Here is a 23,433-nt window from a genome sequence, read left to right as displayed (position 1 = left end):
TCCTCTTGCTATGAACTTGGTTGTTGCTTAAAAAGTGTCGGCATGTACATTGTCTAGTTTTCTCAACATACAGAACCTTCACAGGGAATGAGTGTGTTCATCGCCCTTGTCAAGTTTAAATGGTTTAACAATCATGTTAAAAAAACAAATGTTACAACTTCATTGTAAATGTGTCGGAAATACTTGTCAAGCTTGCCATCTTAACGTTTGCAGGCCAGTCGTCTTTTCACGTTCCGAATGCAATTCATCCAAAAGAAGAACGCCAATCATTCTTGATTCAGAAGCTGGTATATTTTATTGTTCACTTGGCCCAATTTAGCATTATTTTGAATGTTTGAGAACAAAATAACAATGGTTTGCCCAGATTTGCTAAAGCTGTTCAAGATATTGAAGCCCGGCATAACACCATGGTTTGAATAGCTTCCGGGAGCAACATAAAATCCCATGCCGTATGTGGAGCTGCTCCCTGGCGTAAACATCTTTTCATAGCTATTTTGCGAATACAGTTTTCCGTCTATCAGCGCTTGGTCAAATTTGTACATATCTATAGCGCTCATATAAATATCACCGGCTCCATACAGCTGAGATAGATCAGGTATATACGGTGTAACTGTTTTGCCGCCCTTCATCTTATACCCGACAGCAGGATAAGGTTCTTTTTCATATGTTTTGTAAAAGCCTGCATGCGTCATTCCCGCAGGTTTAAAAATATGATTCTTTATGTACTGTTCATAGGACTCACCGCTTACTTCAGCAATAATATAAGCGAGAACAGAATAGTTGGAATCCTTGTAGTCCCATACGCCCGGCTGACGTTTGATTCCCTGCAGTTCTATGTCTTTTATTAAATCGTCCGGCGTAATGGCGCCGTTTCCTTCAATATGTCCGTTTATCCCCGATGTATGTGTAAGCAGATTCTTCAAAGTAATCGTTTGTCCGTTAGGAAAATGAGGTAAATACGTACTTACCGGATCACTTGTCTGAAGTTTCCCCTTTTCCTCAAGCTGCAAAATAGCAGTTGCAATCAGCGCTTTTTGTGATGAACCGACATAAAAAGATGTCAATGGATTATTTTGAATGTAGTGTTTACGGTCAGCATAGCCAAAACCTTTATTTGTTACAATTTCTCCATTTCTGACAATCATGGCTGTTCCGCTGAAACCGATCTCTTCTAAATAATTGCTGATTTTTTGGTTTCGATCCACTGTTTTGATTTGTTCCTCTGATTTTTTGGCAGTTTTCTTTTTGACCTCTTTTTTCTGATCGGTATTTGAAACCGCTGCAGTTTCTTGAGATGGTTCGTTTTCTTCACTATTTCGATGAAGAGCATTCCAAATCGTAATGCAAACCATCACTGCTAAAAGACCAAGCAACAGTTTTCCTCTTTTATTTAGTTTTCTCCGTCTGCGTTTCGCAGTTCTTCTGCGGGTTGGGCTTGTCATTCATTTTTTCCTCCCAAAATAAATTCCATTTTGCACACGTTTTGTTAGACGAATAAAGCCATAAAAAAGTTGTCAAAAAAAGCAATATTTTTATCATTTTTTTGCAAAATACAAAAAAGCTGAGTTTTTCACTCAGCCTTTTGTATCATTTGAAACTTATTTTATTTTTATTCTTCAAATTCGAGTTCTTCTTGTGTCTCTTCAGCTTGCTGCTGCACTACTCCGTTATTATCTAAGCCGTAATGTTCGCGAATTTGCTCCTGGATCATCAGCATGATATCTTTATTTTCTTTCAGGAATTGTTTTGCATTTTCACGGCCTTGGCCAAGACGCTCTTCTTCATAAGAGTACCATGAACCGCTTTTTTGCACGATATCAAGTTCAGTTCCTAGATCAATGATTTCGCCTTCTTTTGAAATGCCTTCTCCGTACATAATGTCAACCTCGGCTGTACGGAACGGCGGAGCCACCTTGTTTTTCACGACTTTGATTTTCGTTTTGTTCCCCATTACGTCGTTGCCTTGTTTCAGCTGTTCAGCACGGCGCACTTCAAGACGCACGGAAGAGTAGAATTTCAACGCACGGCCGCCAGGAGTTGTTTCTGGGTTCCCGAACATAACGCCGACTTTTTCACGAATTTGGTTAATGAAAATCGCGATTGTCTTCGATTTGTTAATGGCCCCTGAAAGCTTACGAAGCGCTTGAGACATTAAGCGTGCTTGTAAACCGACATGCGAATCTCCCATGTCGCCTTCAATTTCCGCTTTCGGAACGAGAGCGGCTACAGAGTCGACAACGACAATGTCAACTGCCCCGCTTCGAACCAATGCTTCCGCAATTTCAAGCGCCTGCTCGCCTGTGTCAGGCTGAGACAGTAAAAGCTCTTCGATGTTAACACCGAGCTTTTGCGCGTATACCGGATCTAACGCATGCTCCGCATCGATAAACGCGGCTTGTCCGCCCTGCTGCTGAACTTCAGCAATCGCATGAAGCGCCACAGTTGTTTTACCTGAGCTTTCAGGACCGTATACTTCAATAATCCGTCCGCGAGGATATCCGCCAATTCCCAGTGCTGTATCAAGAGCGAGGGAGCCGCTTGGTACAGTAGAAATTCTTGTATCTGTCTTTTCTCCCAGTTTCATAATGGAACCTTTGCCGAACTGTTTTTCTATTTGTTTAAGAGCCATATCTAAGGCTGCCTGACGATCACTCATTCTATTTTTTCCTCCTTTATGTTACCACTACATATACTATACCCTGTTTGAAGGGATTTGCCAAGAAAAAAGCGAACGCATATTCGGATTTTTTCTTGGCGTGATTCCTATCAAAATATCATAATGTATCAGAGAAATCATGTTTTCTTAGGAGGATAATGTGCTGAAAATATTATTTTTGCTCTAAAAGCTTTAAGATTAAATGGCAGCCGTATTTAGCGCCGCGTTTTCTGATCCCCGTTCTGGAGCCCGCAAAGTGAAACTCGTGAACCTCTTCTTTACCATTTGCGGAAATGCCGATAAACACATGCCCAGGCTCATGCCCTTCTTGAGCATCAGGTCCTGCTACACCAGTAAAGCTAATGCCGATATCGCTGCCAGTGAGTTTTTGAACACCCTTAGCCAGTTCGGATGCGCACTCCTTGCTGACCGCCCCAAAACGATCTAATGTTTCCTTCTTGACACCAAGCACATTCTGCTTCACGTCGTTTGTATAGCAAACAACGCCCCCGGCAAATAATTTTGAGGCACCGCTATGATCCGTCAGCCATTCAGAAAACAGCCCTCCGGTAAAGCTTTCTGCCGCAGAAATTGTTATGCCTTTTTCCTTACACGCTATAGATAGCTCTTTTACAAGAGAAGTATCATCGTAACCATAGAAAAATTCACCGACACGCTCTAAGATAACGGCCTCTGTTTCTTTTAACAGACGCTCTGTTTCCTTTTCATCGGCGTGTTTGGCTGTCAGACGCAGAGTCACCTCTCCATCAGCCGCCAAAGGCGCAATTGTCGGATTGGTTTGTGCATCAATAATATCTTCCAAATCGGCTTCAAGCTGAGATTCACCGATACCGAAAAAGCGAAGAACGGTTGACACAATTTTTTCATTTGAACCCATCTTTTTCAGCAGAAGAGGCTTTGCCTCGTTTTCAAACATTGGACGCAATTCGCTCGGCGGTCCAGGAAGAAGCATATAATAGCGCGATTCATGCTCTGTGAGCATTCCCGGGGCCATTCCAAAGTGATTCGCCAGCACGTCAGAGCCTTCGATCACAAGCGCCTGTTTTCGGTTATTAGGTGACATCGTGCGTTTTGTTCGTTTGAAATAGTCCTCAATGGATTGGAATGCCTCATCATTTAACACAAGCGGACGTCCCAGCGTATTTGCAATCGTTTCTTTCGTCAGATCATCTTTTGTGGGTCCAAGCCCTCCTGAAAAAATAATGAAGTCAGAGCGTTCTTCAGCAATGCTGATGACCTGCTTCAGCCGCTCCGGGTTATCTCCGACCGCTGTATGATAAAATACGTTGACCCCGATTTCAGCGAGCTGTTTGCTGATAAATTGAGCATTTGTATTGGCGATTTGACCAAGCAGCAACTCTGAACCGACTGCAATTATTTCTGCTTTTTTTGGAAATTCCATGACGAAGTCCTTCTTTCTTAGTTAGATGTTTTTAACGCTTCCCAATTTTTAGAGAAATATTCCCAGCCTGAGACGACAGTAAAGAAGACGGCTACCCACAGCGCCAAGTCTGCAAACGGGAATGACACAAGTTCAAATGGAAGATTATGAAGAAGCAATGCGGATACCGCAATAATCTGTGCCCAGGTTTTGATTTTACCAAGCATGTTAGCAGCTACGACTTCTCCTGTTCCGGCTAAGACAAGCCTTAAACCTGTCACGGCAAACTCCCTGCTGATAATCACAATGACCATCCAAGCTGGAGCGAGATCAAATTGAACAAGGATAATTAACGCTGCGGATACGAGCAGTTTGTCCGCAAGCGGATCAAGAAATTTCCCGAAGTTTGTTACGAGATTCAATTTTCGGGCATAATACCCGTCCACCCAGTCTGTTGTAGATGCAATAATAAATAGAATGGCCCCCGCCAAATGTGCGACCGGGATCGATTCGTCTCCAACTTCGAGCCTGCCCCAGTCAAACGGCGCCAGCATGATAATCATGAAGATTGGGATTAATGCGATTCTAGCTAGTGTGATTTTATTTGGTAAGTTAAACATAAAGCCCCTCCAATTTCATACTCGGACGTGAAGAAAAGTCATCTGGTAATTAAGATGACTTTTCTTCCTTTTTATTTACAATCTTTATGGTTTGTGCCATCACTTTTTTCGGATCAAGTTCATATGAAAGAACCTTACCGTTGATTTTTATTTTCAGATTAGGTGCATATCCAGTGCGGATATCAACTTGTTTCTGATCAGTTATGTCTTTTTTATAGGTTTCGTCTTTTTTCAGCGTTCCTTCTTTTAAAGAGCTGCTGTTTTCATCGCGCACTCGAATCCAGGAGCTGTCTGATGCCTTCAGTTCCAGCTCGATTTTATCAGCGCCGGATACTTCATAAGTCGTTAACGATCCTTCAGTGCCAGCAGCTTTAATCTCCAGCTTATCACTGTCATTTTCTTCTTTCTTATTTTCGTTTTCTTTCGTTTCTTTTTTAGTGTCTGTCTCTTTTTCAGAGCTGTTCTTTTGATTCTCTTTCAGCGTTGAATCTTTAGGGATTTCGTACTTGCTCTCACTTTGCGTAATTGCTTTTTCTGATGCCGCATTGTGATCATCACTGCTTTTGTGATTCGCAAACTGAATGATCGCGTACACAATGGCAATCACGACAATCACGCCGAGAATAACAAGTATCGTTGGCAGCAGCTCCAGCGCCTTAGATGCTGGCTTTGGCATTTCCTTTTGAAGATTCATGCCGGAGATCTTTTCAGACACATCGTCATGATACGTATTAGGGATATCTTTTTTATGCTCCTCAAACAGTTGATCCGCATCAAGCCCAACGGCTTCTGCATATTGCTTGATGAATGCCCGAACATAAAACTTCCCCGGAATAATGTCATAGTTCCCTTCCTCCAAGGCGGTTAAATACCTTTTTTGAATCTTTGTTGCCGCTTGGAGATCATCCAATGACATTGCTTTTTCCTCTCTGGCTTCTTTGAGCCGGATTCCTAGTTCAGTCACAACAAACACCTTCCAATTTTAAAAATCAAAGCTTGAAAACCCGGATTGATCAAACATTTGGGGTTCCTCGGCATGTTCATATGTAATAACCTCATCAGGGTCATTTCTCAGTTCAATAATATAATCAAAGTCATCTAGTGTATACTCTGTATTTTGAACGAATATGTCCGGATGCTCCACCACTTTTGTTGCCGGAAGCCGCATGATTTCTCGGACCAGCTGGAGATGGCGTTCCGATCCTCTTCGTGTTGACACAATTCCGTCAACGATAAAGACATTTTCAGTGCTGTATTCATCGGCAATCAGCTGGCTTCTTATCGTCTGCTTCAGCAAGGTTGATGACACAAACAGCCACCTTTTGCTGGCACACACACTAGAGGCTACAATCGATTCCGTTTTCCCGACACGCGGCATACCTCTGATTCCGATTAATTTATGGCCTTCTTTTTTGAACAATTCGGCCATAAAATCGACTAATAAGCCAAGCTCGTCCCGTTCAAAGCGGAACGTTTTCTTGTCATCGGCATCCCGTTGAATATAACGGCCGTGGCGTACGGCAAGACGGTCGCGAAGCCTCGGTTCTCTAAGCTTCGTTACTTTAATTGTTTCCATCGTTTTTAAGATTGATTCTAATCGTTTAATTTGATCTATATGGCGGCACCTGAGGAGCATTCCCCTTCTGGAAAGATCGACGCCGTTTATCGTTACGATGTTGATAGAAAGCATCCCAAGAAGAGACGAAATATCCCCGAGCAGTCCGGGGCGGTTCACTTGAATTTCATATTCAAAATACCATTCGAGCTTTGCCAAATGATATACCCCCTTCATTGTGGCAAAATTTTACCTTCCTTTATCATAAAGCATTTTTCTCTAATTAGAAAGAAGAATGTTGCTGTGATGAGGAAAACATAAAAAAGAGAGGAAAAATCCCCTCTCTTCCTAGTGAGTGCTGTTATTTTCAACAAGCTTAACCATCATATTGGCAATGGCGTGCTGTTCATCTTTTGATGCTACACTCCAAAGATCTGCCAGCACTTTTTCCTGCTCGTTCTTAGATTCCACTTCATTAGCCAAGTAGCTGCCGATTTCTGTCGCAAGATCTGTAATCGTATCCTGGCTCATACCTTTATCTTGCGCATAGTTCAGACGGTCGCCAAGGAAGTTTTTCCAGCTATCCCAGTTTTCTAATACTGACATGCTTGTTTCCTCCATTTCATGTGAAGTTACAAGATTATTGTGTCCTTCGCAAAAGAAACTATACACCGAATATTTTCGGATCAGCAGTGCCAGCCGCCATTGACCGACAGAATTTGGCCGGTGATATATGACGCTTTTTCAGACAGGAGAAAAGCTGTTGCATCCGCAATTTCTTGCGGCCGGGCCAGCCGGCCGATCGGAATCTCATCAGCGATCTCTTCTTTTTCAGCCGGGGAAAATTGATTCATCATATTTGTATCAACTGCGCCCGGCGCTACGGCGTTTACTCTGATTCCGCTTGGCGCCAGCTCCTTAGCCAATCCTTTTACAAACGAATGCTGAGCTCCTTTTGCCATGCTGTACAGCACTTCACAGGATGCTCCAGTCTCTCCCCAAATCGAGCTGACAGCCACAATCGCTCCCGATTTATTCCGAATCATGCCTGGCAGAAGGTTTCTCGTCAGCATATACGGACTCGCCACATGAAGCTGAACCATTTCCTGGACCGTTGCGTTATCTACATCCGTAATCAGCCCAAAATGGCTTCTTCCGCTGTTTAAAACAATCGCATCAATCGGCTGAACAATTGAACTTGTCAGCTTATCTGCCCCATCTTGCGCGGACAGATCAGCTTGTAATATCTCAGCATTTACGCCAAACATCTCACTTAGTTTTTCAGCAAGCTCCGCTGCCGCGTTTTGATTTGTATTGTAATGCAGCAGCAGATTGTACCCTCTAGCTGCAAGGGTTTCGCTGATGCTTTTGCCAATGTCGCCGCTTGCTCCGGTGATTAGTGCTGTTTTGTTCATCCTCTTTCCTTCTTTCCGCAGAAAAACACCCCTCACACTGGAGGGATGTTTTGTTTATGATTTAGGAACAACCTTGCAGACAGTCAGTCTGTCTGCAGAAATTTCCTCTTGTATTACGTTCTGGACATCCTCGAGGGTAATCTGCTCGAGTACGGTTACAACGTCAAACAGGCTCATATCCAAGAACGCATAACGGGTAAATTGATTGGCGATGTATTCAGGGGAATTCAGCGCTTTTAAGAATGTGCCGATCTTTTTCTTTCTGGCAAGTTCAATCTTTTCAGCAGTAATCAGTTCACCGGCGCGCAAAAGCATGCTTGAAATGTCTTCAGCCAATTGATCAGGCTCAGGCGTATCTCCGCCGATCGCCGCAAAACCGAACCCATATTCAGCAGTAAAATCAAAGCTGAACGTTTCGTCAATATATCCTTTTTCATAAAGTGATTCATACTGGGCAGAGCTTTTGCCAAAAAGAGCTTCAAGCAATAAGTTCATTGAAAGTTCATGCTTTAAGAGCTCTTTGCCTAATTTAAACGGCTTTTTGGATTTCAGCCCGACAAGGCATTTCGGTCCCTGCACGTTCATTTTGATCTCTTTTTCTTTTCGGAAAACCGCTTCTTGCTCTTTCACTTCTTCCCGTTTGATCTCCGGCTGATCGGTATACGGCTTTTTCTCCTGGTTTTCTCTTACCTGAGTAATAATCGCTTCAGGATCTACAGGTCCGACAATGAAAAGGAGCATGTTACTCGGGTGATAAAACGTTTCATAGCATTCATAAAGAAGGTCTTTTGTAATATGTGAAATGCTTTCCACTGTTCCCGCTATGTCAATTCTGACAGGATGCTCTTTGTACATGTTTTCAATGACCCCGAAGTAAAGCCTCCAATCAGGGTTATCGTCGTACATATTAATCTCCTGCCCGATAATCCCTTTTTCCTTTTCAACCGTTTTTTCAGTAAAATATGGGTCCTGTACGAAATCGATAAGCGTCTCTAAATTGCGTTCAACATTTGATGTGCTTGAGAAAAGGTAAGCTGTTCTTGTAAATGACGTAAACGCATTGGCAGAAGCCCCCTGTTTGCTGAAATCTTGAAAAACGTCTCCGTCCGCTTTTTCAAACAGCTTGTGCTCAAGAAAGTGAGCAATCCCGTCCGGCACGTGAACCATCTCATTTTTACCTAAAGGGACAAACCGGTTATCTATCGAGCCGTACTTTGTTGTAAAGACCGCATATGTCTTGTTGAAGCCTTTTTTCGGCAAAACGTAAACATCAAGGCCGTTGGACATTTTTTCATGATACAGCGTCTCCTGAAGCTGTTCATATTCGATTGGTTTGATCAAGATGCACCCTCCGTCCCTTTTAAGAAATAAGTCGTATCAAGCTGAATCTTTTCGCCGGCTTTAATGATATCCTCTTTTGTGACATTCTCAATATTGGCAAGAAAGTCTTCGATAGGAATCTCGACTTGAGCAGCGGCCTGCTGATATAAAAATTCAGATAAACCGTATGCTGTATCAATCGTTTCCAGCACTTGATTTCGAATGACGGCCTTTGTCTGTGCTATATCCTGCTCACTGAAATCGCCGTTTTTCATTGCCTGGAATTGCTCAGCAATAATCGAAACAGCCTGTTCAAAATTTTTCACTTCAATGCCTGACATCACCATTAACAAGCCTTTAAAACTTTCTATACGGGAAGCCGCGTAGTAAGCAAGACTGGCTTTTTCCCGAACATTAATGAAAAGTTTAGAATGAGAGAATCCGCCGAACAATCCGTTAAACACTTGTAAAGCAGGATAATCCTGATCTGTATAAGTGATACTGGTGCGGTAGCCGATATTCAGCTTTCCTTGCTTGACATCCTCTTCATCAATTACTTCTTTTGGCTGAACTTTTTCATCAGCGTGATTGTTTTCAATCGTGCCAAGAGTGCGCTCTTCTGTTTTGAAATACTTATCGATTGCCGATTGTACCTGGTTACTGTCCACATCGCCAACAACATATAGATCAAGCTGGTCTTTTTGGATAGCGCTTTGGTATGTTTCGTATAATTGCTCTGCCGTAATGTCATCGACATCGTCGATTTCACCATTGACATGAAGCGCATAAGGCTCATTTTTGCACATTTCCTGTATCAGCCTTAAATTCGAATAGCGCATTTTATCATCATAGACGGCTTGGATTCTTTGCTTAAGCGTCCGTTTTTCTTGAGCCACATATTGTGACTGAAAAGCGTCTCCCTCTAAAGCAGGTGAAAAGACGATTTCTGCAAGAAGCTGGAGCCCTTTCTCAAGTAGCGGCGTTTGGTCTTTTAAATATTTTTCATTCGGGATTTCAAGCCTGAACGTAATGACGTGCCGCTCTCCTTTTTTCGTAAGATCAGCCGATACTGACGTGCCGTACAGCTCATCCAGGTATGAACGCAATTCTGCGGTTTTCGGATGGCTTTTCGTTCCGCGAAGAAGCACATGCGGAAGCAGCGCTCTTTTGGTGACTTGATCCTTTGTCAGCGGTGCCAGCATCTTAAAAATAAGCGAGACGGTTTTGAATTTTTCTGTTTCTACAATGTGTGCGGTTAAACCGCCGTGCTTTGATTTGAGTTCATTAACATATGACATATGGAACCTCCTTCGTTCATTTCTTAATTAGTATGTATTATGACCAATTTTCAGCATTCGCAGAAACACTCTTTCATGTAATTATAGCAACTGTAGGATTTATAAGGAAACAATAACCTCCGAATGCTGTATAGGTACAGTTGTAAACTGTGCAAGAAAGCGCAAAAAAAGACGGCTGGCTAGACCGTCCCTAAGTTTTTTTCTTCTTCTTCACTTTTTTTAGCATCTACAGTAAAGAGCACTAAAAATAAAGAAACGATGCTGCAAAACGCCGAGAGTATGAAAATAATCCAGTTTGCATTAGACATTAATGCAGCAAAAACAGGTGGACCGAGAGCTACTCCTATAAAGCGCATGCTATTGTAGAAGGAGGAAATGGTTCCGCATTGTTCACTTTCAATCCCTTCGGTTATCAGTGCATCTAAAGCAGGAAGAGCCATTCCAATCCCAATCCCGCCAAAGCTTAAAAAGACAAATAAAAAATAAAAACTGTGGTTCCACCACAAGGCAATAAACGAAAGGGTTAACAGAATCATTCCTGTAACAACGCAAAATTTCATTCGGCCTTTATCTTTACCGATCTTTTTGCCAGCTATAAAAGAACTGGTTGACAAAAACAAAAGTGGGATTGCCAGTAATCCGCCTTTAGCTACTCCGTCAATGGCATACTTGTTCTCCAGCGTATCTGATAAATAAAATAATACGCCAAATAACAAAAACATAATGACGCACCCGATAATGAAGACCGTATAAAGCCAACGACCATCTTGTTTAAAGATTTTCTTCACACTCTTAATAAACTCAGAAACAGCAGGCGCATCTTCATCTTCTTCAGGCTTGGCCACCAAAAACAATACGAGCAAAAAGCTGATCAAACAGAAAAACGGAATAAACCAAAACGGTACAAACCAATACCAAGAAGCCAGCAAGGCTCCAAGTATGGGACTCAGTACCTTCCCTGACGTGTTGGCGGTTTCAATATCGCCAAGACCAGCGCTGACCTTTTCATCGTCTCCTTTAAACAAGTCGCCGATAAACGGCATGACGATCGGAGCGGCACCTGCAGAACCAATGCCTTGAAGAACCCGCCCCGCCAAGATCATAGCATAAGGATTTTTCATATAGGTCGAGGCAAAAGCAGCTACGGCTCCCCCCAATCCTGCAATGAGGAGGCATGGAAGCAATATTTTTTTTCTCCCGAAACGATCCGACAAATATCCGGCAATCGGAATGCAAATAATTGCTACTACTGAGTATACAGTAATGATTAAAGACACTTGAAATGAAGTCACAGACAGCTTTTTCTCCATCATCGGAAGAACAGGAATCAGCATGGAGTTCCCGAGTGTCATCACAAGCGGGACGGAAGACAATGCAATAATATTTTTCATTCCATTTTTCTCTCTCAACATTTTCACCCATTCACTTTCTTGTCATCCCTTATATATTGCGTTAACCGGAATGAAAGTATGTACAAAGAAACATGAATCAGTGCAAATAAAAAAACAGACACATACAGGCGTCCGTTTTTAGAATCGTTTACGCAAAACATGAAATCTGAATTTATCCGCTCTAAAATAATTTAAAGAATAAAGCACCGGTTTATCGTGCTGATCGTAATGGGTTTGTTTTAACAGCAAAAGAGCTGTTTCCGGATCGCATTCAAGTACGGGAGAAATGGTATCGTGATAGCCGATCGGTTCTATATCAGTTACTGCATAGCTGATTACGGAGCCTGAATTTTTCTCAAGCAGGTCAAACATAGATTCTTGCTGATGAGAAAAAGAATTCGGCAAAATATTCATCGGAATTTTGTCTATACAATACACAATCGGCTGTCCGTCAGCTGTCCTGACTCGTTCAAGGTAAAAAAGTTCTTGCCCTTCTGCCAAATGAAATCTCTTCGTATCATCTTCAGACGGCATAAGCACTTGTGATGATAGAAAAATCGTGCCAGGGGTCATATTCGCCTGTTCTATCATCTTCGTTACACTGTTTAGCTGTTCAATGCCCGAAAGAAATAACGGCTTAGAATGGACAAAAGTGCCTACACCATGCCTTCTGATAATCACATGCTCTTCTTCCAGTATCCGCAAGGCTTCTCTTAGCGTCGCTCTGCTGACACCAAGCTTTTTGGAAAGCTCAAATTCAGAAGGCAGCTTTTCCTTCTCAGTGTAGATCCCATTTTTTATATCCTCTTTAATTCGTTCAATTACTTTCAAATACAAGTGCCGATTATCAGCTTTTGTAGACATGTTTCCCCTCCGTAAACCACTTTCGATAAAAATTATTGAACAATTGGGACAACTATATCATGTTTTGTCGAAAAAATAAATAGAAAGGTGATCAGTTTACATAATGTTATTATTGACGACTATAGAAAGCGGAACTCCCTTCATTAAGAAGAGAGCTCATCATATTTCTCTTTTGATAATAATACTTCCCTAGGTTTGCTGCCTTCATACGGTCCGACAACACCGCGTTCCTCCATTGCGTCAATCAGGCGCGCCGCTCTCGTATAGCCGATTCTGAATCTTCTTTGCAGCATTGAAACAGATGCCGTCTGCATGCCGACAATTAATTCAACAGCTTCATCATAAAGTTCATCAGTAACCTCGGAATGAGTTTCCGTTGTCTCCTCAGGGATCATTTCTTCTTGATATTGCGCTTTTTGCTGCGTAATCACATGGTCGACGACCTTCTCCACTTCGTCATCCGACAAAAATGCTCCCTGCACACGGACAGGTTTGTTAGCCCCTACAGGTAAAAACAGCATATCGCCGCGGCCAAGAAGCTTCTCAGCGCCACCCATGTCAAGAATGGTCCTTGAATCCGTCTGTGAAGATACGCTGAACGCGATTCGTGACGGAATGTTCGCTTTGATCACCCCTGTGATAACATCCACCGATGGCCGCTGTGTCGCAATAATAAGATGGATGCCGGCAGCCCGCGCCATTTGGGACAATCTCGTAATCGAATCTTCCACATCGGATGAAGCGACCATCATGAGATCGGCAAGCTCGTCCACAATGACAACAATATAGGGCAGCTCTGGCTGTTTCGCTCCTTCTTCATTGTTGGCGCGTTTTATATAATCATTGTATCCTTCAATATTTCTTGTACCCGTATGAGAAAATAATTCGTACCGCCGCTCCATTTCATTGACAACCTTTTTCAAAGCCTGCGACGCTTTTTTCGGATCGGTTACAACCGGAGCAAGCAAATGCGGAATCCCATTGTAGACATTGAGCTCTACCATTTTAGGATCGATCATCATCATTTTCACTTCATGCGGTTTCGCGCGCATTAAAATACTTGTAATAATGCCGTTGACACAGACACTTTTCCCGCTACCGGTTGCGCCTGCGACCAAAAGGTGGGGCATCTTGTTTAACTCAGCCAATACAGCTTCACCTGAAATATTGCGGCCGAGTCCAATTAACAGCTTCGCATCCGGTCTGTCATTCAATTTAGACTCCAGCACTTCCTTCAGCGAAACCATTGCCACTTCTGCGTTTGGAACTTCAATTCCGATTGCTGATTTGCCTGGTATAGGCGCTTCGATCCTGATATCCTTCGCAGCAAGCGCAAGCGCTAAATCATCGCTTAAATTGACAATTTTGCTAACCTTCACTCCGACATCAGGATATACTTCATATTTTGTTACGGCCGGTCCGAGATGAACCTGTGTGACTTTCGCCTTTACGCCAAAGCTTTGGAATGTGCGTTCAAGCTTTCTCGCATTTTCATAAATATTCTTTTTATCAGCCTGCTGGCCGGTATGCTTCGGATCTGCCAGCAAATCCAGTGACGGCATCTCGTAATCCTTATTTTCGAGCTCTGTAAAGGTCATAGGAGGAGCAGAAACAGTTTCATGATCACCTGTCTCCGGTTGGATGTCCTGAAGCGGCTTCGACACAGGTTCGGCGCGCTTTTCTATAACTGGAGACTCTTCCTCTTCATTACGATCAGAAAAGCTTGAGATAATCGGCTCTGAATGAATAAGAGGCGATACTGTTTCATAATCCCCCTCTTCATCAGGAGGCTCCGGTTCCATTTGCTGTTTTTTGCGGGCCGGTTTTTGTTTTTTGCTCGGCGCTTTCGTTTTTTTCGATGACTGCATATTTGATTTGAAGGATTTCATATCATCAATAAATGCTAACCATTGTTCTTTTATAAAACGTCCAATCGGGCTCATCCACTTTTTTAGCGTTTCTTGTAGCGAGCGTCCTGTTACTAAAATCATTCCGATCAAAATCATGACAATTGCCATGATCTGAGAACCAGTCGACGCAAACAAAAAGTGTGAAGCCGCAAACAGCAGCGCACCGATCATTCCTCCGCCTAAATCAGGTGAAGCAGAGCTGCCATTCATGTCCATTAAAAACAATTCCCACGTATTGCGCACCACGCTTGCAGACTCAATAGACCCTTTGTGCGTCAAATTTTTAAATAGCTGCACGTGAGAAAGCAGCAATATACTTGCGATAATACAGTACAACCCGGCCTTTCGTCTCGTTAAAAGGCTTGGGGTTTTTTTCTTCCAAAACAGTGAGACTCCTAACACCAATAAACCTAACAAGCATAAAATAAACCACTCTCCAGCAAAAAAGCGGAACAAATAGATAAACGTTTGCCCGACTACCCCCAGCTGCAAGATTGCGATAATTGAAATGGCTATACACAGCAATCCGTTGAGCTCGTATTTTATATTGAGCTGTTTCGCCTGTTTTTTTCTTAATTTTCGTTTTTTCTTTGCCATACTCATCACCTTACTGCGTTAAAAAATGTAAGTTCATACATAATGAAGAAAGCAGCCGTTTACAGGCTGCGTTTTTTCTGTAGGATTCCCCTATTATAGCATATTTTGCCCTTTAAAAAGGGTTGGATTCTTATACGTTTAATTTCAGCTTTTGTCCCGGTGAAATGTCCGGATGCAGAAAATGCATTGGATTGGTGCTCATGATTTGAATGACTTCCGCTTCATTCCCTTTCATTTCGACTAGAAGCGGTACACCTTTATATTCAATTTGCTCATGTGCGCTTGTCTCTTGGTTCTGTTCTGCAAACACAATTTCCTGCGGCATCACGGTATAAAGAATCATTGAATCATCCGTCCTTCTTCTTTCCTTGCTTCGTCGATGAGCTCATTCAGTTTATTGATTGCCTGTCCGACACCGCCTGCGTGATCGATCAATCCGTATTTAACTGCGTCCTTACCGACCACATTTGTTCCGATATCCCGTGTTAAGTTTCCTTTTGAAAACATTAGCTCTTTAAATTTCTCTTCGGTTATATTGGAATGGCTTGTCACAAATTTAACAACTCTTTCTTGCATCTTATCCAGGTATTCAAACGTTTGCGGTACCCCGATGACCAGCCCGGTGAGCCTAACTGGATGAATCGTCATCGTTGCTGTTTCGGCGATATAGCTGTAATCACAGGATACAGCAATCGGAACGCCGATTGAATGCCCCCCGCCAAGCACGATAGAAACGGTCGGTTTCGATAAAGATGCAAGCATTTCCGCTATTGCAAGACCAGCTTCAACATCTCCTCCGACAGTATTTAATATGATCAGCAAGCCTTCAATTTTAGGATTTTGTTCAATTGCCACAATCTGCGGGATGACATGTTCATATTTTGTTGTTTTGTTTTGCGGAGGAAGCTGAACATGGCCTTCAATTTGTCCGATAATGGTCAGACAATGAATATTTGTATCTTGGGGCAGCTGCGGAAGCGTCGTTTCACCAAGCTGCTGTATTTTATTCATAATGCTGTCCTTCGCATCATTTTTTTCAGGACGCTCTTCTTCTGTGTTTTCCATACGATGATCCATCTCGCTTTCATCCTTTCCGAGTTTCTCTTTGTATTATGAACAAAGATACTTCATTCAATCCCGGCTTGAAGGACAAAAAATAAAGACCGGAGCAGCTCCGGTCTTTAGTCAGTCATTATACTTCCATAATAATTGGGATGATCATCGGTTTACGTTTCGTTTTTTCATAAAGGAATTGGTTCAAAGCATCCCGCATTGCCTGCTTCAACGTTGACCATTCGACATTTGATGTTTCAGTCGCTTCTGTCACGATGGACCGGACAAGCTCAGTAGCCTGTACGATAAGACCTTCAGACTCTCTTACATAAACAAAGCCGCGAGTGATAATTTCTGGTCCTGATACAAGATGTTTCTTTTGTTTATCAAGTGTAATGACAACGATTAAAATTCCGTCCTGTGAAAGCAAGCGGCGGTCTCTCAATACGATATTGCCGATATCACCGACACCTAAACCATCAATTAAAATATTGCCGTAAGGAACTTTATCCCCAATTTTTACGTTTTGGCCGCGGAATTCAACGACGTCGCCTTTTTCAATTAAGAAGATGTCACTGCGCTTCATGCCGGTTTCTTCAGCGATTTTTGAATGAGCTTTTTGCATTCTGTATTCGCCGTTTACAGGAATCAAATATTTTGGTTTAAGCAGGTTGATCATCAGCTTTAACTCTTCTTGTGAGCCGTGGCCTGATACATGAACACGCTTTTGGGCAAAGATGACTTGTGCACCGGCTCTCGCAAGAAGATCTACTGTTTTAGAGTAAATGAGTTCCTGCCCGGGAATCGGAGTTGACGCAATGACCACCGTATCCCCTTCTTCAATGTTCAGCTGTTTGTGAGCTTTGTTTGCCATTCTTGTCAAAGCAGCTAATGGTTCACCTTGGCTTCCGGCTGTAATAATGGCCACTTCGCGCTTCGGATATTTTTTGACATCCTGTACAGAAATAAACAATTCATCATCTGCTTCAATGTATCCTAACTTTCTCGCCAGCTGCAGGACAGATTGAAGATTTTTTCCGGCTACGGCAATCTTTCTGCCATTTTGAGCCGCTGCATGAATGACTTGCTGAATCCGGTTAATATTGGATGCGAAAACAGCAATAATCACCCGGTTCTGTGAATTATACAGCGCATCCGAAATTTCTCCGCTGACAGCCGCTTCCGAAGGGGTGTAACCCGGCCGTTCCGCATTTGCACTGTCAGAAAGCAGAGCGAGCACGCCGCTATTGCCGATCTTGGCGATCTCGCCAATGTCGCACGTCTGATTAAGTGCAGGTGTTTGGTCAAATTTGAAGTCTCCCGTGCATACAATAGATCCAAGTGATGTTTTAAAGCTCACACCTACAGAATCAGGAATGCTGTGAATCGTTCTAAAGAACGATACTTTTGTTGATTCAAATGTAATGACAGATTTTGAGTGAATTTCTCTTAAATCAGTTTTTCGGTTATGTCCGTATTGTTTTAATTTCTCTCTTAACAGTGCAAGCGTCAGTTTTGTTCCGTACACTGGAACGGACAGCTTGTTTAATAAGTAAAAAACGCCGCCGATATTTTCATCGTGCCCGTGCGTTAAAAAGATTGCCTTGACGCGGTCAGCCCGTTCAATCAAATATGATATGTCAGGAATCACTACATCAATACCGAGCATTTCGTTTTCTGGATGCATAAGGCCGGCATCAACGACAAATATGTCTGAGTCAATTTCAATGACATAAAGGTTCTTCCCAATCTCTCCGACACCGCCAAGGGCGATAATTCTAACGTTTTCTGTATTTTTCTTTTTCAAAATCTATATCCTCCTAGTCTCATACCCGTCCATCATCACTTGTTCCTATTATAACTGAAAGTAAATTTAGAAAACAAGATAAAGCAGAAGGTTTAGGGAAAACCAATATGTAAAAGAAACGGTCAAACTCAGCTGAATGTGAGAATGACCGCGTTTGTTTCACTGTATGAAATTTTCTTACAGTTCGCTGATCGTGCTGCTTAAGCTCAGACGTTCATCCTCAGTTAACGGGACTAGAGGCAGACGCACAGAACCGACATCAAGACCTCTCAGCTGAAGCGCTGTTTTGACTGGAGCAGGATTAGGCGCTTTAAACAGTTCCTTCATAATCGGCAGCAGTTTCTGATGGATCAGTGCCGCATTAGCTGTTTGCCCATTCGTATAATTTTTGATCATTTGCTGCATATCAGAGCCTGCAATATGGCTCGCCACTGATACAACTCCTCTTCCTCCAACTGAAAGAATAGGAAGCGTCAGAGCGTCATCCCCTGAATAGACATAGAAGTCTTCCGGTGTTTCAGCAATAATTTTTGTAATCGCTTCGAGGTCTCCGCTTGCTTCTTTAATCGCAACCACATTCGGAATGTCCGCCGCCAAACGGATCGTCGTTTCAGGAGCAAGAGAAGCAACCGTACGGCCAGGAACATTATAGAGCATAACCGGAAGAGATGTCTCTGCCGCAATTGCTTTAAAATGCTGGTACATTCCTTCTTGAGAAGGTTTATTGTAATACGGGGTAACAAGCATAACAGCGTCCACGCCCGCTTCCTCAGCTTTTTTTGTCAGCTTAATGGAATCTTTCGTGTTGTTGCTTCCAGTACCAGCGATAACGGGCACCCGTCCGTTTACTTCTTTTACCGTATATTCAAAAAGCGCAATTTTTTCTTCAGTTGAAAGGGTCGGAGATTCTCCAGTTGTTCCCGCTACTACTAAAGAATCCGTTCCGTTTTTCAACAAGTAATCAATCAGTGTAGACAGTTTTTGAAAGTCTACGTTCCCTTTATTGTCAAAGGGTGTAATCATCGCTGTAGACACATTTCCGAAATTCATTTTATTCACCTCATCATGATTCAATCACATTTACTTCGAAAGTTCAAACACTTCATGCAAAGCGTTTACAGCAGGAACCATATCCGCTTCATGGACGAGCACCCATATCGTCGTATGGCTGTCAGCCGACTGAAGGATCGGAATTTCTTTTTCTGAAAGAGCCGATACAATTTTGGACGTAACACCGGGAACACCCATAATGCCCGCGCCGACCGCCGATACCTTCGCGCAGTTTCTCGTCACCATTGGATCATAGCCCATATCCATTAAAATACGCTGAGCTGTTTCTGTTTTATTTCCGGCTACCGTATAGACGATTTCACTAGGTGTAATGTTAAAGAAATCGACACTGATTCCAGCGTTTGCCATAGCCTTGAACACTTCAGTCTGAACGTTATACTGGCCGATTTTCGCAGGCACTTTGAACTGCGTGACATCTTTGACATGGGCGATTCCCGTAATCAGCCTTTCAAAAACATCACTGCCGACCTTGGAAGAGTGATGTGATGTCACCAATGTACCTTTATCATTCGAATAAGTCGAACGGACGCGGATCGGAACCTTGGCCTGCATTGCGATTTCCACAGCACGCGGATGAATGACCTTGGCCCCCTGATACGCCAGGTTGCAGATTTCTGTATACGTCACAACAGGAAGCGGTTTTGCATTTTCCACCACTCTTGGGTCAGCAGTCATCACGCCTTCTACATCGGTGAAAATATCGATGTATTCCGCATCAACAGCTGCTCCGAGTGCGGCTGCAGACGTATCGCTGCCCCCTCTGCCGATTGTTGTTGTATCACCCTTTTCAGTTGCGCCCTGGAAGCCTGCGACGACTACCGCATCATGATTGGCGAGCACACTGAATAAACGCTCCGGTTTCATTTCAATGATTTTTGCATTGGTATGCTGATCATTCGTTAAAAAGCCAGCCTGAGCCCCTGTCAGCGCAGCTGCTTTCACACCGTTATCAAGCAGCATGCTTGTAAAGACGACAGAGGAAATAGTCTCTCCGCAAGATAAAAGCAAATCCTGTTCCCTAGGAGAAATCGCTGACTGATCGCCGTAAAGCAGCCCGAGCAAAGAATCTGTTGCATACGGGTCTCCTTTTCGGCCCATCGCTGAAACGACAACGACAACCTTATATCCTTCACTGATTGCTTCTTTAATATGCCCTAAAGCCAGTTTGCGGCCTTTATCATCTTTTACTGATGTTCCGCCGAACTTTTGAACAATTATCTTCACTGTTTTCACTCCAAATTATTCGGACGTAACAGAAGAGAGCAGGCTGATAGCGCCTTACTCTCTTCTATTCGTCTTTAGAAAATTCTCTCTTTTATACGAGGTTTAGTTTTTTCAGGCTTTCTGCAATTTGAACAGAGTTCCATGCCGCGCCTTTTAATAGGTTATCAGAAACAACCCATAAATGAAAACCGTTTGCTCTGTCCAAGTCTTTGCGAATGCGGCCCACAAACACATCGTTTTTGCCGACAGCATCAGCAGGCATCGGATAAAGCTGCTGGCTTGGATCATCCTGAAGTGTCACGCCCGGAGCTTCTTTCAATAGATTTTTAATATCTTCAACTGTAGCGTCATCACGGTCTACCTCAATGTAGACGGACTCTGAGTGCCCAGTTTGGATTGGCAGTCTCACACATGTAGCCGCAACTTGAAGGTCAGGCATGTGCATGATTTTTTTCGTTTCATTTATCATTTTCATTTCCTCAAACGTATAGCCGTTATCTTGGAATTTATCGATTTGCGGAATCGCGTTGAAGGCGATTTGATAGTGTTTTTTGTCACCTTTTACAGGCATGATCTCAGGCTCTATTTCTTCTTTATTTAAAATCGCCTGTGTTTGGCTGTAAAGCTCTTTTACAGCTTCATTACCCGCTCCTGATACTGCCTGGTAAGTTGATACGATGACCTTGTTTAAGCCATATGCTTTGCGGATCGGTTCAAGTGCCGCAACCATTTGGATTGTAGAGCAGTTTGGATTGGCAATAATGCCGTTGTGTTCATGCAAGTCTGCCTCATTCACTTCTGGCACAACAAGCGGTGTATTTTCATCCATGCGGAACGCGCTCGTATTATCTATAACAATAGCGCCGCGTTTTACAGCTTCTGGTGCCAATGCTTGTGATACGCTTCCGCCGGCGCTGAACAAAGCAATATTTACCCCTTCAAAGCTCTCAGGAGAAGCTTCCTGAACAGTCAGTTCTTGGCCTTTAAACGTGACTTTTGTCCCCGCAGAGCGTTTTGAAGATAGCAATGTAAGTGTGTCCATTTCAAAGTTTCTGTCTTCAAGTGTTTTAAGCATTTGTTGTCCCACAGCCCCTGTCGCTCCGACAACAGCTACGTGTAAACCTCTTCCCATCTGTAAAACTCCTTCCGCCAATCAGCTTCATTGAATTGATTTGACTATGATTTTACGTTTTATTTTACCATAGAATATGCGGGTGATGACCGAATTTTTTAGTTTGGGAAAGATTTTCTGTAAATTTAGTCATTTCCCTGATAATTCTCAACTAGAATCGGCTGAAGCTGCTGGTGCATGAGTGCCTTTTCAATCGTTTGCGGTAGCAGATCCATTTTGGCTACCATTGAATTCGGTTTTTTAAATGGATCATCTTGCCCGAATGGAATAAAAAAGATATTTTTTGTTGACATGAGCCTCATTAAATTTGTTCCGTTTAAACCAAGAGCATCATTTGTCGAGATACCCAGAACGACAGGCCGATTGTTCCGGATTGTCGCTTTTGCCGCCATCAGCACCGGGCTGTCCGTCATGGCATTTGCCAGCTTGCTCATTGAATTGCCTGTTAAAGGCGCAATGACCATGCAGTCAAGGGGCAGCTTCGGCCCAAGAGGTTCTGCCTTTACAATCGAATCAATGGCCTCATATCCAGTCAGGTCTTCAATTTTTTTAACCCATTCTGCGCCCTCTCCAAATCGGGTATTTGTGGATTTTACATTAAATGTGACAACCGGACGGACTTCAGCTCCTTCATTGACCAACGCCTCAATTTGCGGGAAAACCGCTTCATATGTGCAATGCGACCCGGTCAGCCCAAACCCGATTCTTTTTCCTTTTAGTGACGACATCCTTATTTCCCCTCCTCAGCTTGTATTTCAGCCAAAAGCTTGCTCAAGACGTTTGCAAGGATTTGCCCAGCTGTTTTAGGAGCGACAATCCCTGGAAGCCCGGGAGCAAGAAGTGCTTTAATCCCTTGTTTCTCGGCATATTTAAAATCCGTTCCCCCGGGACGTGAGGCCAGATCCAATATTAAGGTTTTTGGTGTCATGCTAGAAAGTACCGTTTGATTTAAAATCATACTCGGTATGGTATTAATGCAAATATCTATATCTTTTACATGCTCTTTCAGCTCATCGGTATGAAAAGGAACGAGCCCCATTTCAGTGATACGTGCCAGATGCGCTGAACTTCTTGCCCCCACTTTTACATTCGCCCCGAGCGCGGCAAATGTACGGGCAATCGTCATCCCGGTGCGCCCCAGACCGAGAACGGCCACCTGTGATCCGTGTATCGTATAATCCGTGTGCTGAATAGCCAGCATGATCGTTCCTTCTACTGTCGGAATAGAGTTGTATATCGCAATGTCATCCCGCTCAAACAGTTTAACAAGTTTTCTTTTTGTCTGAGCTGCAATGTTTTCTAAATAGACGTTAGAAATGCCTGAGAAAATGACACAATGTGCAGGCGTTCTGTCGAGATGGTCCTGTTTTAACACAACTTCTTCATTAGAAAATACAGTTGATACGACACCTTCTCCTGTTGTCGCGGATACTGGAAGAATGATGCTGTCTATTTGCTGAAAAGGAATTTCATCAATATTGCATTTTACTGCCCCGGTAAAACCGTGATCCAATTGGTCAAAACCGACAAGATAGATGTCAGCCTGCTGTTCAGTGAGCTTTCTTATAATTTCGAGCTGTCTTGCGTCACCGCCGATAACTGCAATTTTCAATCCGGTTAACATTCTAAACGTTCACCTTCTTTGTATATACTGGATCTCTAGTTGTTAAGCTCCCCTTCATCTTATGATCAAAAGAAAATACTGGTGAATATAAAAGATGCGCTTTTTCCATATAAAAAAACATCGGCTCCGGCAGCCGATGTTTCAGATGTTTTCTTTAGAGCCCGCTTCACAGTCAATTGGGCTATTTACTCTTGTCGAGGAGGCATTTCCTCAGGTACATCTAATATAATCATATCTGAACCGATCTTTTGAATATGGTGCCATGGGACACGAATGTCATGACCTTGCTTTCTCAAACCAAACCACTTAACTGTGGGAATGAGGAGTGCTGTAATCTGTCCATCCTGTTCATTGATTTCCAAATCGGTCTGGCCGAGCACTCCGAGCCGTTCAGCTCTTTTGATGTCTACAATTTCCTTTCCTGATAATTCACTGAGCCGCATGTCTGTCACCCCCTTGTACTATGTATGATGAAAGGGATTAAAAAATGCCTG

The 23,433-nt window shown here is 43.0% G+C and carries 22 protein-coding genes; all 22 read right to left on the bottom strand.

Annotated elements, in window-relative coordinates; genetic code table 11:
* Positions 1–266: 266 nt before the first annotated feature.
* Positions 267–1,442, bottom strand: a complete 1,176-nt coding sequence (locus NX903_RS08470; protein WP_032725712.1) for a serine hydrolase domain-containing protein — start codon at positions 1,440–1,442, stop codon at positions 267–269.
* Between the two features lie 167 nt (positions 1,443–1,609).
* Positions 1,610–2,656: a recombinase RecA gene (gene recA, locus NX903_RS08465; protein ID WP_003245789.1), complete on the bottom strand. Its 1,047-nt coding sequence runs from the start codon at positions 2,654–2,656 to the stop codon at positions 1,610–1,612.
* A gap of 172 nt (positions 2,657–2,828) precedes the next feature.
* Entirely contained in the window at positions 2,829–4,079 is a 1,251-nt protein-coding gene (locus NX903_RS08460; RefSeq protein ID WP_086343848.1) for a competence/damage-inducible protein A, read from the bottom strand.
* 17 nt (positions 4,080–4,096) lie between these two features.
* Positions 4,097–4,678 (bottom strand): CDP-diacylglycerol--glycerol-3-phosphate 3-phosphatidyltransferase, encoded by a 582-nt coding sequence (gene pgsA / locus NX903_RS08455; protein ID WP_003244753.1) that lies wholly within the window; start codon positions 4,676–4,678, stop codon positions 4,097–4,099.
* A gap of 49 nt (positions 4,679–4,727) precedes the next feature.
* Positions 4,728–5,642, bottom strand: coding sequence for a cell shape determination protein RodZ (gene rodZ / locus NX903_RS08450; protein WP_024571398.1), 915 nt, complete (start codon positions 5,640–5,642; stop codon positions 4,728–4,730).
* Positions 5,643–5,660: 18 nt separating this feature from the next.
* Positions 5,661–6,452: a DUF3388 domain-containing protein gene (locus NX903_RS08445; protein WP_003220998.1), complete on the bottom strand. Its 792-nt coding sequence runs from the start codon at positions 6,450–6,452 to the stop codon at positions 5,661–5,663.
* A gap of 129 nt (positions 6,453–6,581) precedes the next feature.
* Positions 6,582–6,839 carry a DUF3243 domain-containing protein gene (locus NX903_RS08440; RefSeq protein ID WP_003245199.1) on the bottom strand — a complete coding sequence of 86 codons (258 nt, stop codon included), beginning with the start codon at positions 6,837–6,839 and terminating at the stop codon, positions 6,582–6,584.
* Between the two features lie 80 nt (positions 6,840–6,919).
* Entirely contained in the window at positions 6,920–7,648 is a 729-nt protein-coding gene (gene ymfI, locus NX903_RS08435) for an elongation factor P 5-aminopentanone reductase (RefSeq protein WP_086343847.1), read from the bottom strand.
* A gap of 54 nt (positions 7,649–7,702) precedes the next feature.
* Positions 7,703–8,989 carry an EF-P 5-aminopentanol modification-associated protein YfmH gene (yfmH, locus tag NX903_RS08430; RefSeq protein ID WP_086343846.1) on the bottom strand — a complete coding sequence of 429 codons (1,287 nt, stop codon included), beginning with the start codon at positions 8,987–8,989 and terminating at the stop codon, positions 7,703–7,705.
* On the bottom strand, positions 8,986–10,266 hold the full coding sequence (gene yfmF / locus NX903_RS08425; protein WP_086343845.1) for an EF-P 5-aminopentanol modification-associated protein YfmF: 1,281 nt from the start codon (positions 10,264–10,266) through the stop codon (positions 8,986–8,988). The genes yfmH and yfmF overlap by 4 nt, the downstream gene beginning before the upstream one ends.
* Positions 10,267–10,445: 179 nt before the next feature.
* Positions 10,446–11,657, bottom strand: coding sequence for a bacillibactin exporter BcbE (gene bcbE / locus NX903_RS08420; protein ID WP_031600514.1), 1,212 nt, complete (start codon positions 11,655–11,657; stop codon positions 10,446–10,448).
* A gap of 138 nt (positions 11,658–11,795) precedes the next feature.
* The gene (locus tag NX903_RS08415; RefSeq protein ID WP_003245732.1) at positions 11,796–12,521 is read right to left on the bottom strand and encodes a GntR family transcriptional regulator; all 726 of its coding nucleotides are present in this window, start codon (positions 12,519–12,521) and stop codon (positions 11,796–11,798) included.
* Between the two features lie 143 nt (positions 12,522–12,664).
* On the bottom strand, positions 12,665–15,028 hold the full coding sequence (spoIIIE, locus tag NX903_RS08410) for a DNA translocase SpoIIIE (protein WP_134981730.1): 2,364 nt from the start codon (positions 15,026–15,028) through the stop codon (positions 12,665–12,667).
* 130 nt (positions 15,029–15,158) lie between these two features.
* Entirely contained in the window at positions 15,159–15,371 is a 213-nt protein-coding gene (tepJ, locus tag NX903_RS08405; protein WP_003231871.1) for a TepA modulator TepJ, read from the bottom strand.
* Entirely contained in the window at positions 15,368–16,105 is a 738-nt protein-coding gene (gene tepA / locus NX903_RS08400) for a translocation-enhancing protein TepA (RefSeq protein ID WP_003245712.1), read from the bottom strand. Before tepA ends, tepJ begins: the two co-directional genes overlap by 4 nt.
* A 115-nt stretch (positions 16,106–16,220) precedes the next feature.
* Positions 16,221–17,888, bottom strand: a complete 1,668-nt coding sequence (rnjB, locus tag NX903_RS08395) for a ribonuclease J2 (RefSeq protein WP_003231875.1) — start codon at positions 17,886–17,888, stop codon at positions 16,221–16,223.
* Between the two features lie 177 nt (positions 17,889–18,065).
* Positions 18,066–18,938, bottom strand: coding sequence for a 4-hydroxy-tetrahydrodipicolinate synthase (dapA, locus tag NX903_RS08390; RefSeq protein WP_014476832.1), 873 nt, complete (start codon positions 18,936–18,938; stop codon positions 18,066–18,068).
* A gap of 30 nt (positions 18,939–18,968) precedes the next feature.
* Positions 18,969–20,183, bottom strand: coding sequence for an aspartate kinase (gene dapG, locus NX903_RS08385; protein ID WP_015483233.1), 1,215 nt, complete (start codon positions 20,181–20,183; stop codon positions 18,969–18,971).
* Positions 20,184–20,274: 91 nt separating this feature from the next.
* Positions 20,275–21,315, bottom strand: coding sequence for an aspartate-semialdehyde dehydrogenase (gene asd, locus NX903_RS08380; RefSeq protein ID WP_014479807.1), 1,041 nt, complete (start codon positions 21,313–21,315; stop codon positions 20,275–20,277).
* 125 nt (positions 21,316–21,440) lie between these two features.
* Positions 21,441–22,043 (bottom strand): dipicolinate synthase subunit B, encoded by a 603-nt coding sequence (dpaB, locus tag NX903_RS08375; RefSeq protein WP_003231884.1) that lies wholly within the window; start codon positions 22,041–22,043, stop codon positions 21,441–21,443.
* Positions 22,044–22,045: 2 nt separating this feature from the next.
* Positions 22,046–22,939 (bottom strand): dipicolinic acid synthetase subunit A, encoded by an 894-nt coding sequence (gene dpaA / locus NX903_RS08370; protein ID WP_086343843.1) that lies wholly within the window; start codon positions 22,937–22,939, stop codon positions 22,046–22,048.
* A gap of 185 nt (positions 22,940–23,124) precedes the next feature.
* A complete protein-coding gene (locus NX903_RS08365; RefSeq protein ID WP_003231890.1) occupies positions 23,125–23,382 on the bottom strand; it encodes a YlmC/YmxH family sporulation protein in 258 nt (85 codons plus the stop codon).
* Between the last annotated feature and the right edge of the window lie 51 nt (positions 23,383–23,433).

Source organism: Bacillus sp. FSL R5-0576, assembly GCF_038004765.1.
Classification (GTDB): Bacteria; Bacillota; Bacilli; order Bacillales; family Bacillaceae; genus Bacillus; species Bacillus subtilis.
Note: the sequence above shows the minus strand (reverse complement) of the source record. Positions and strands in the feature narration are given on the sequence as shown.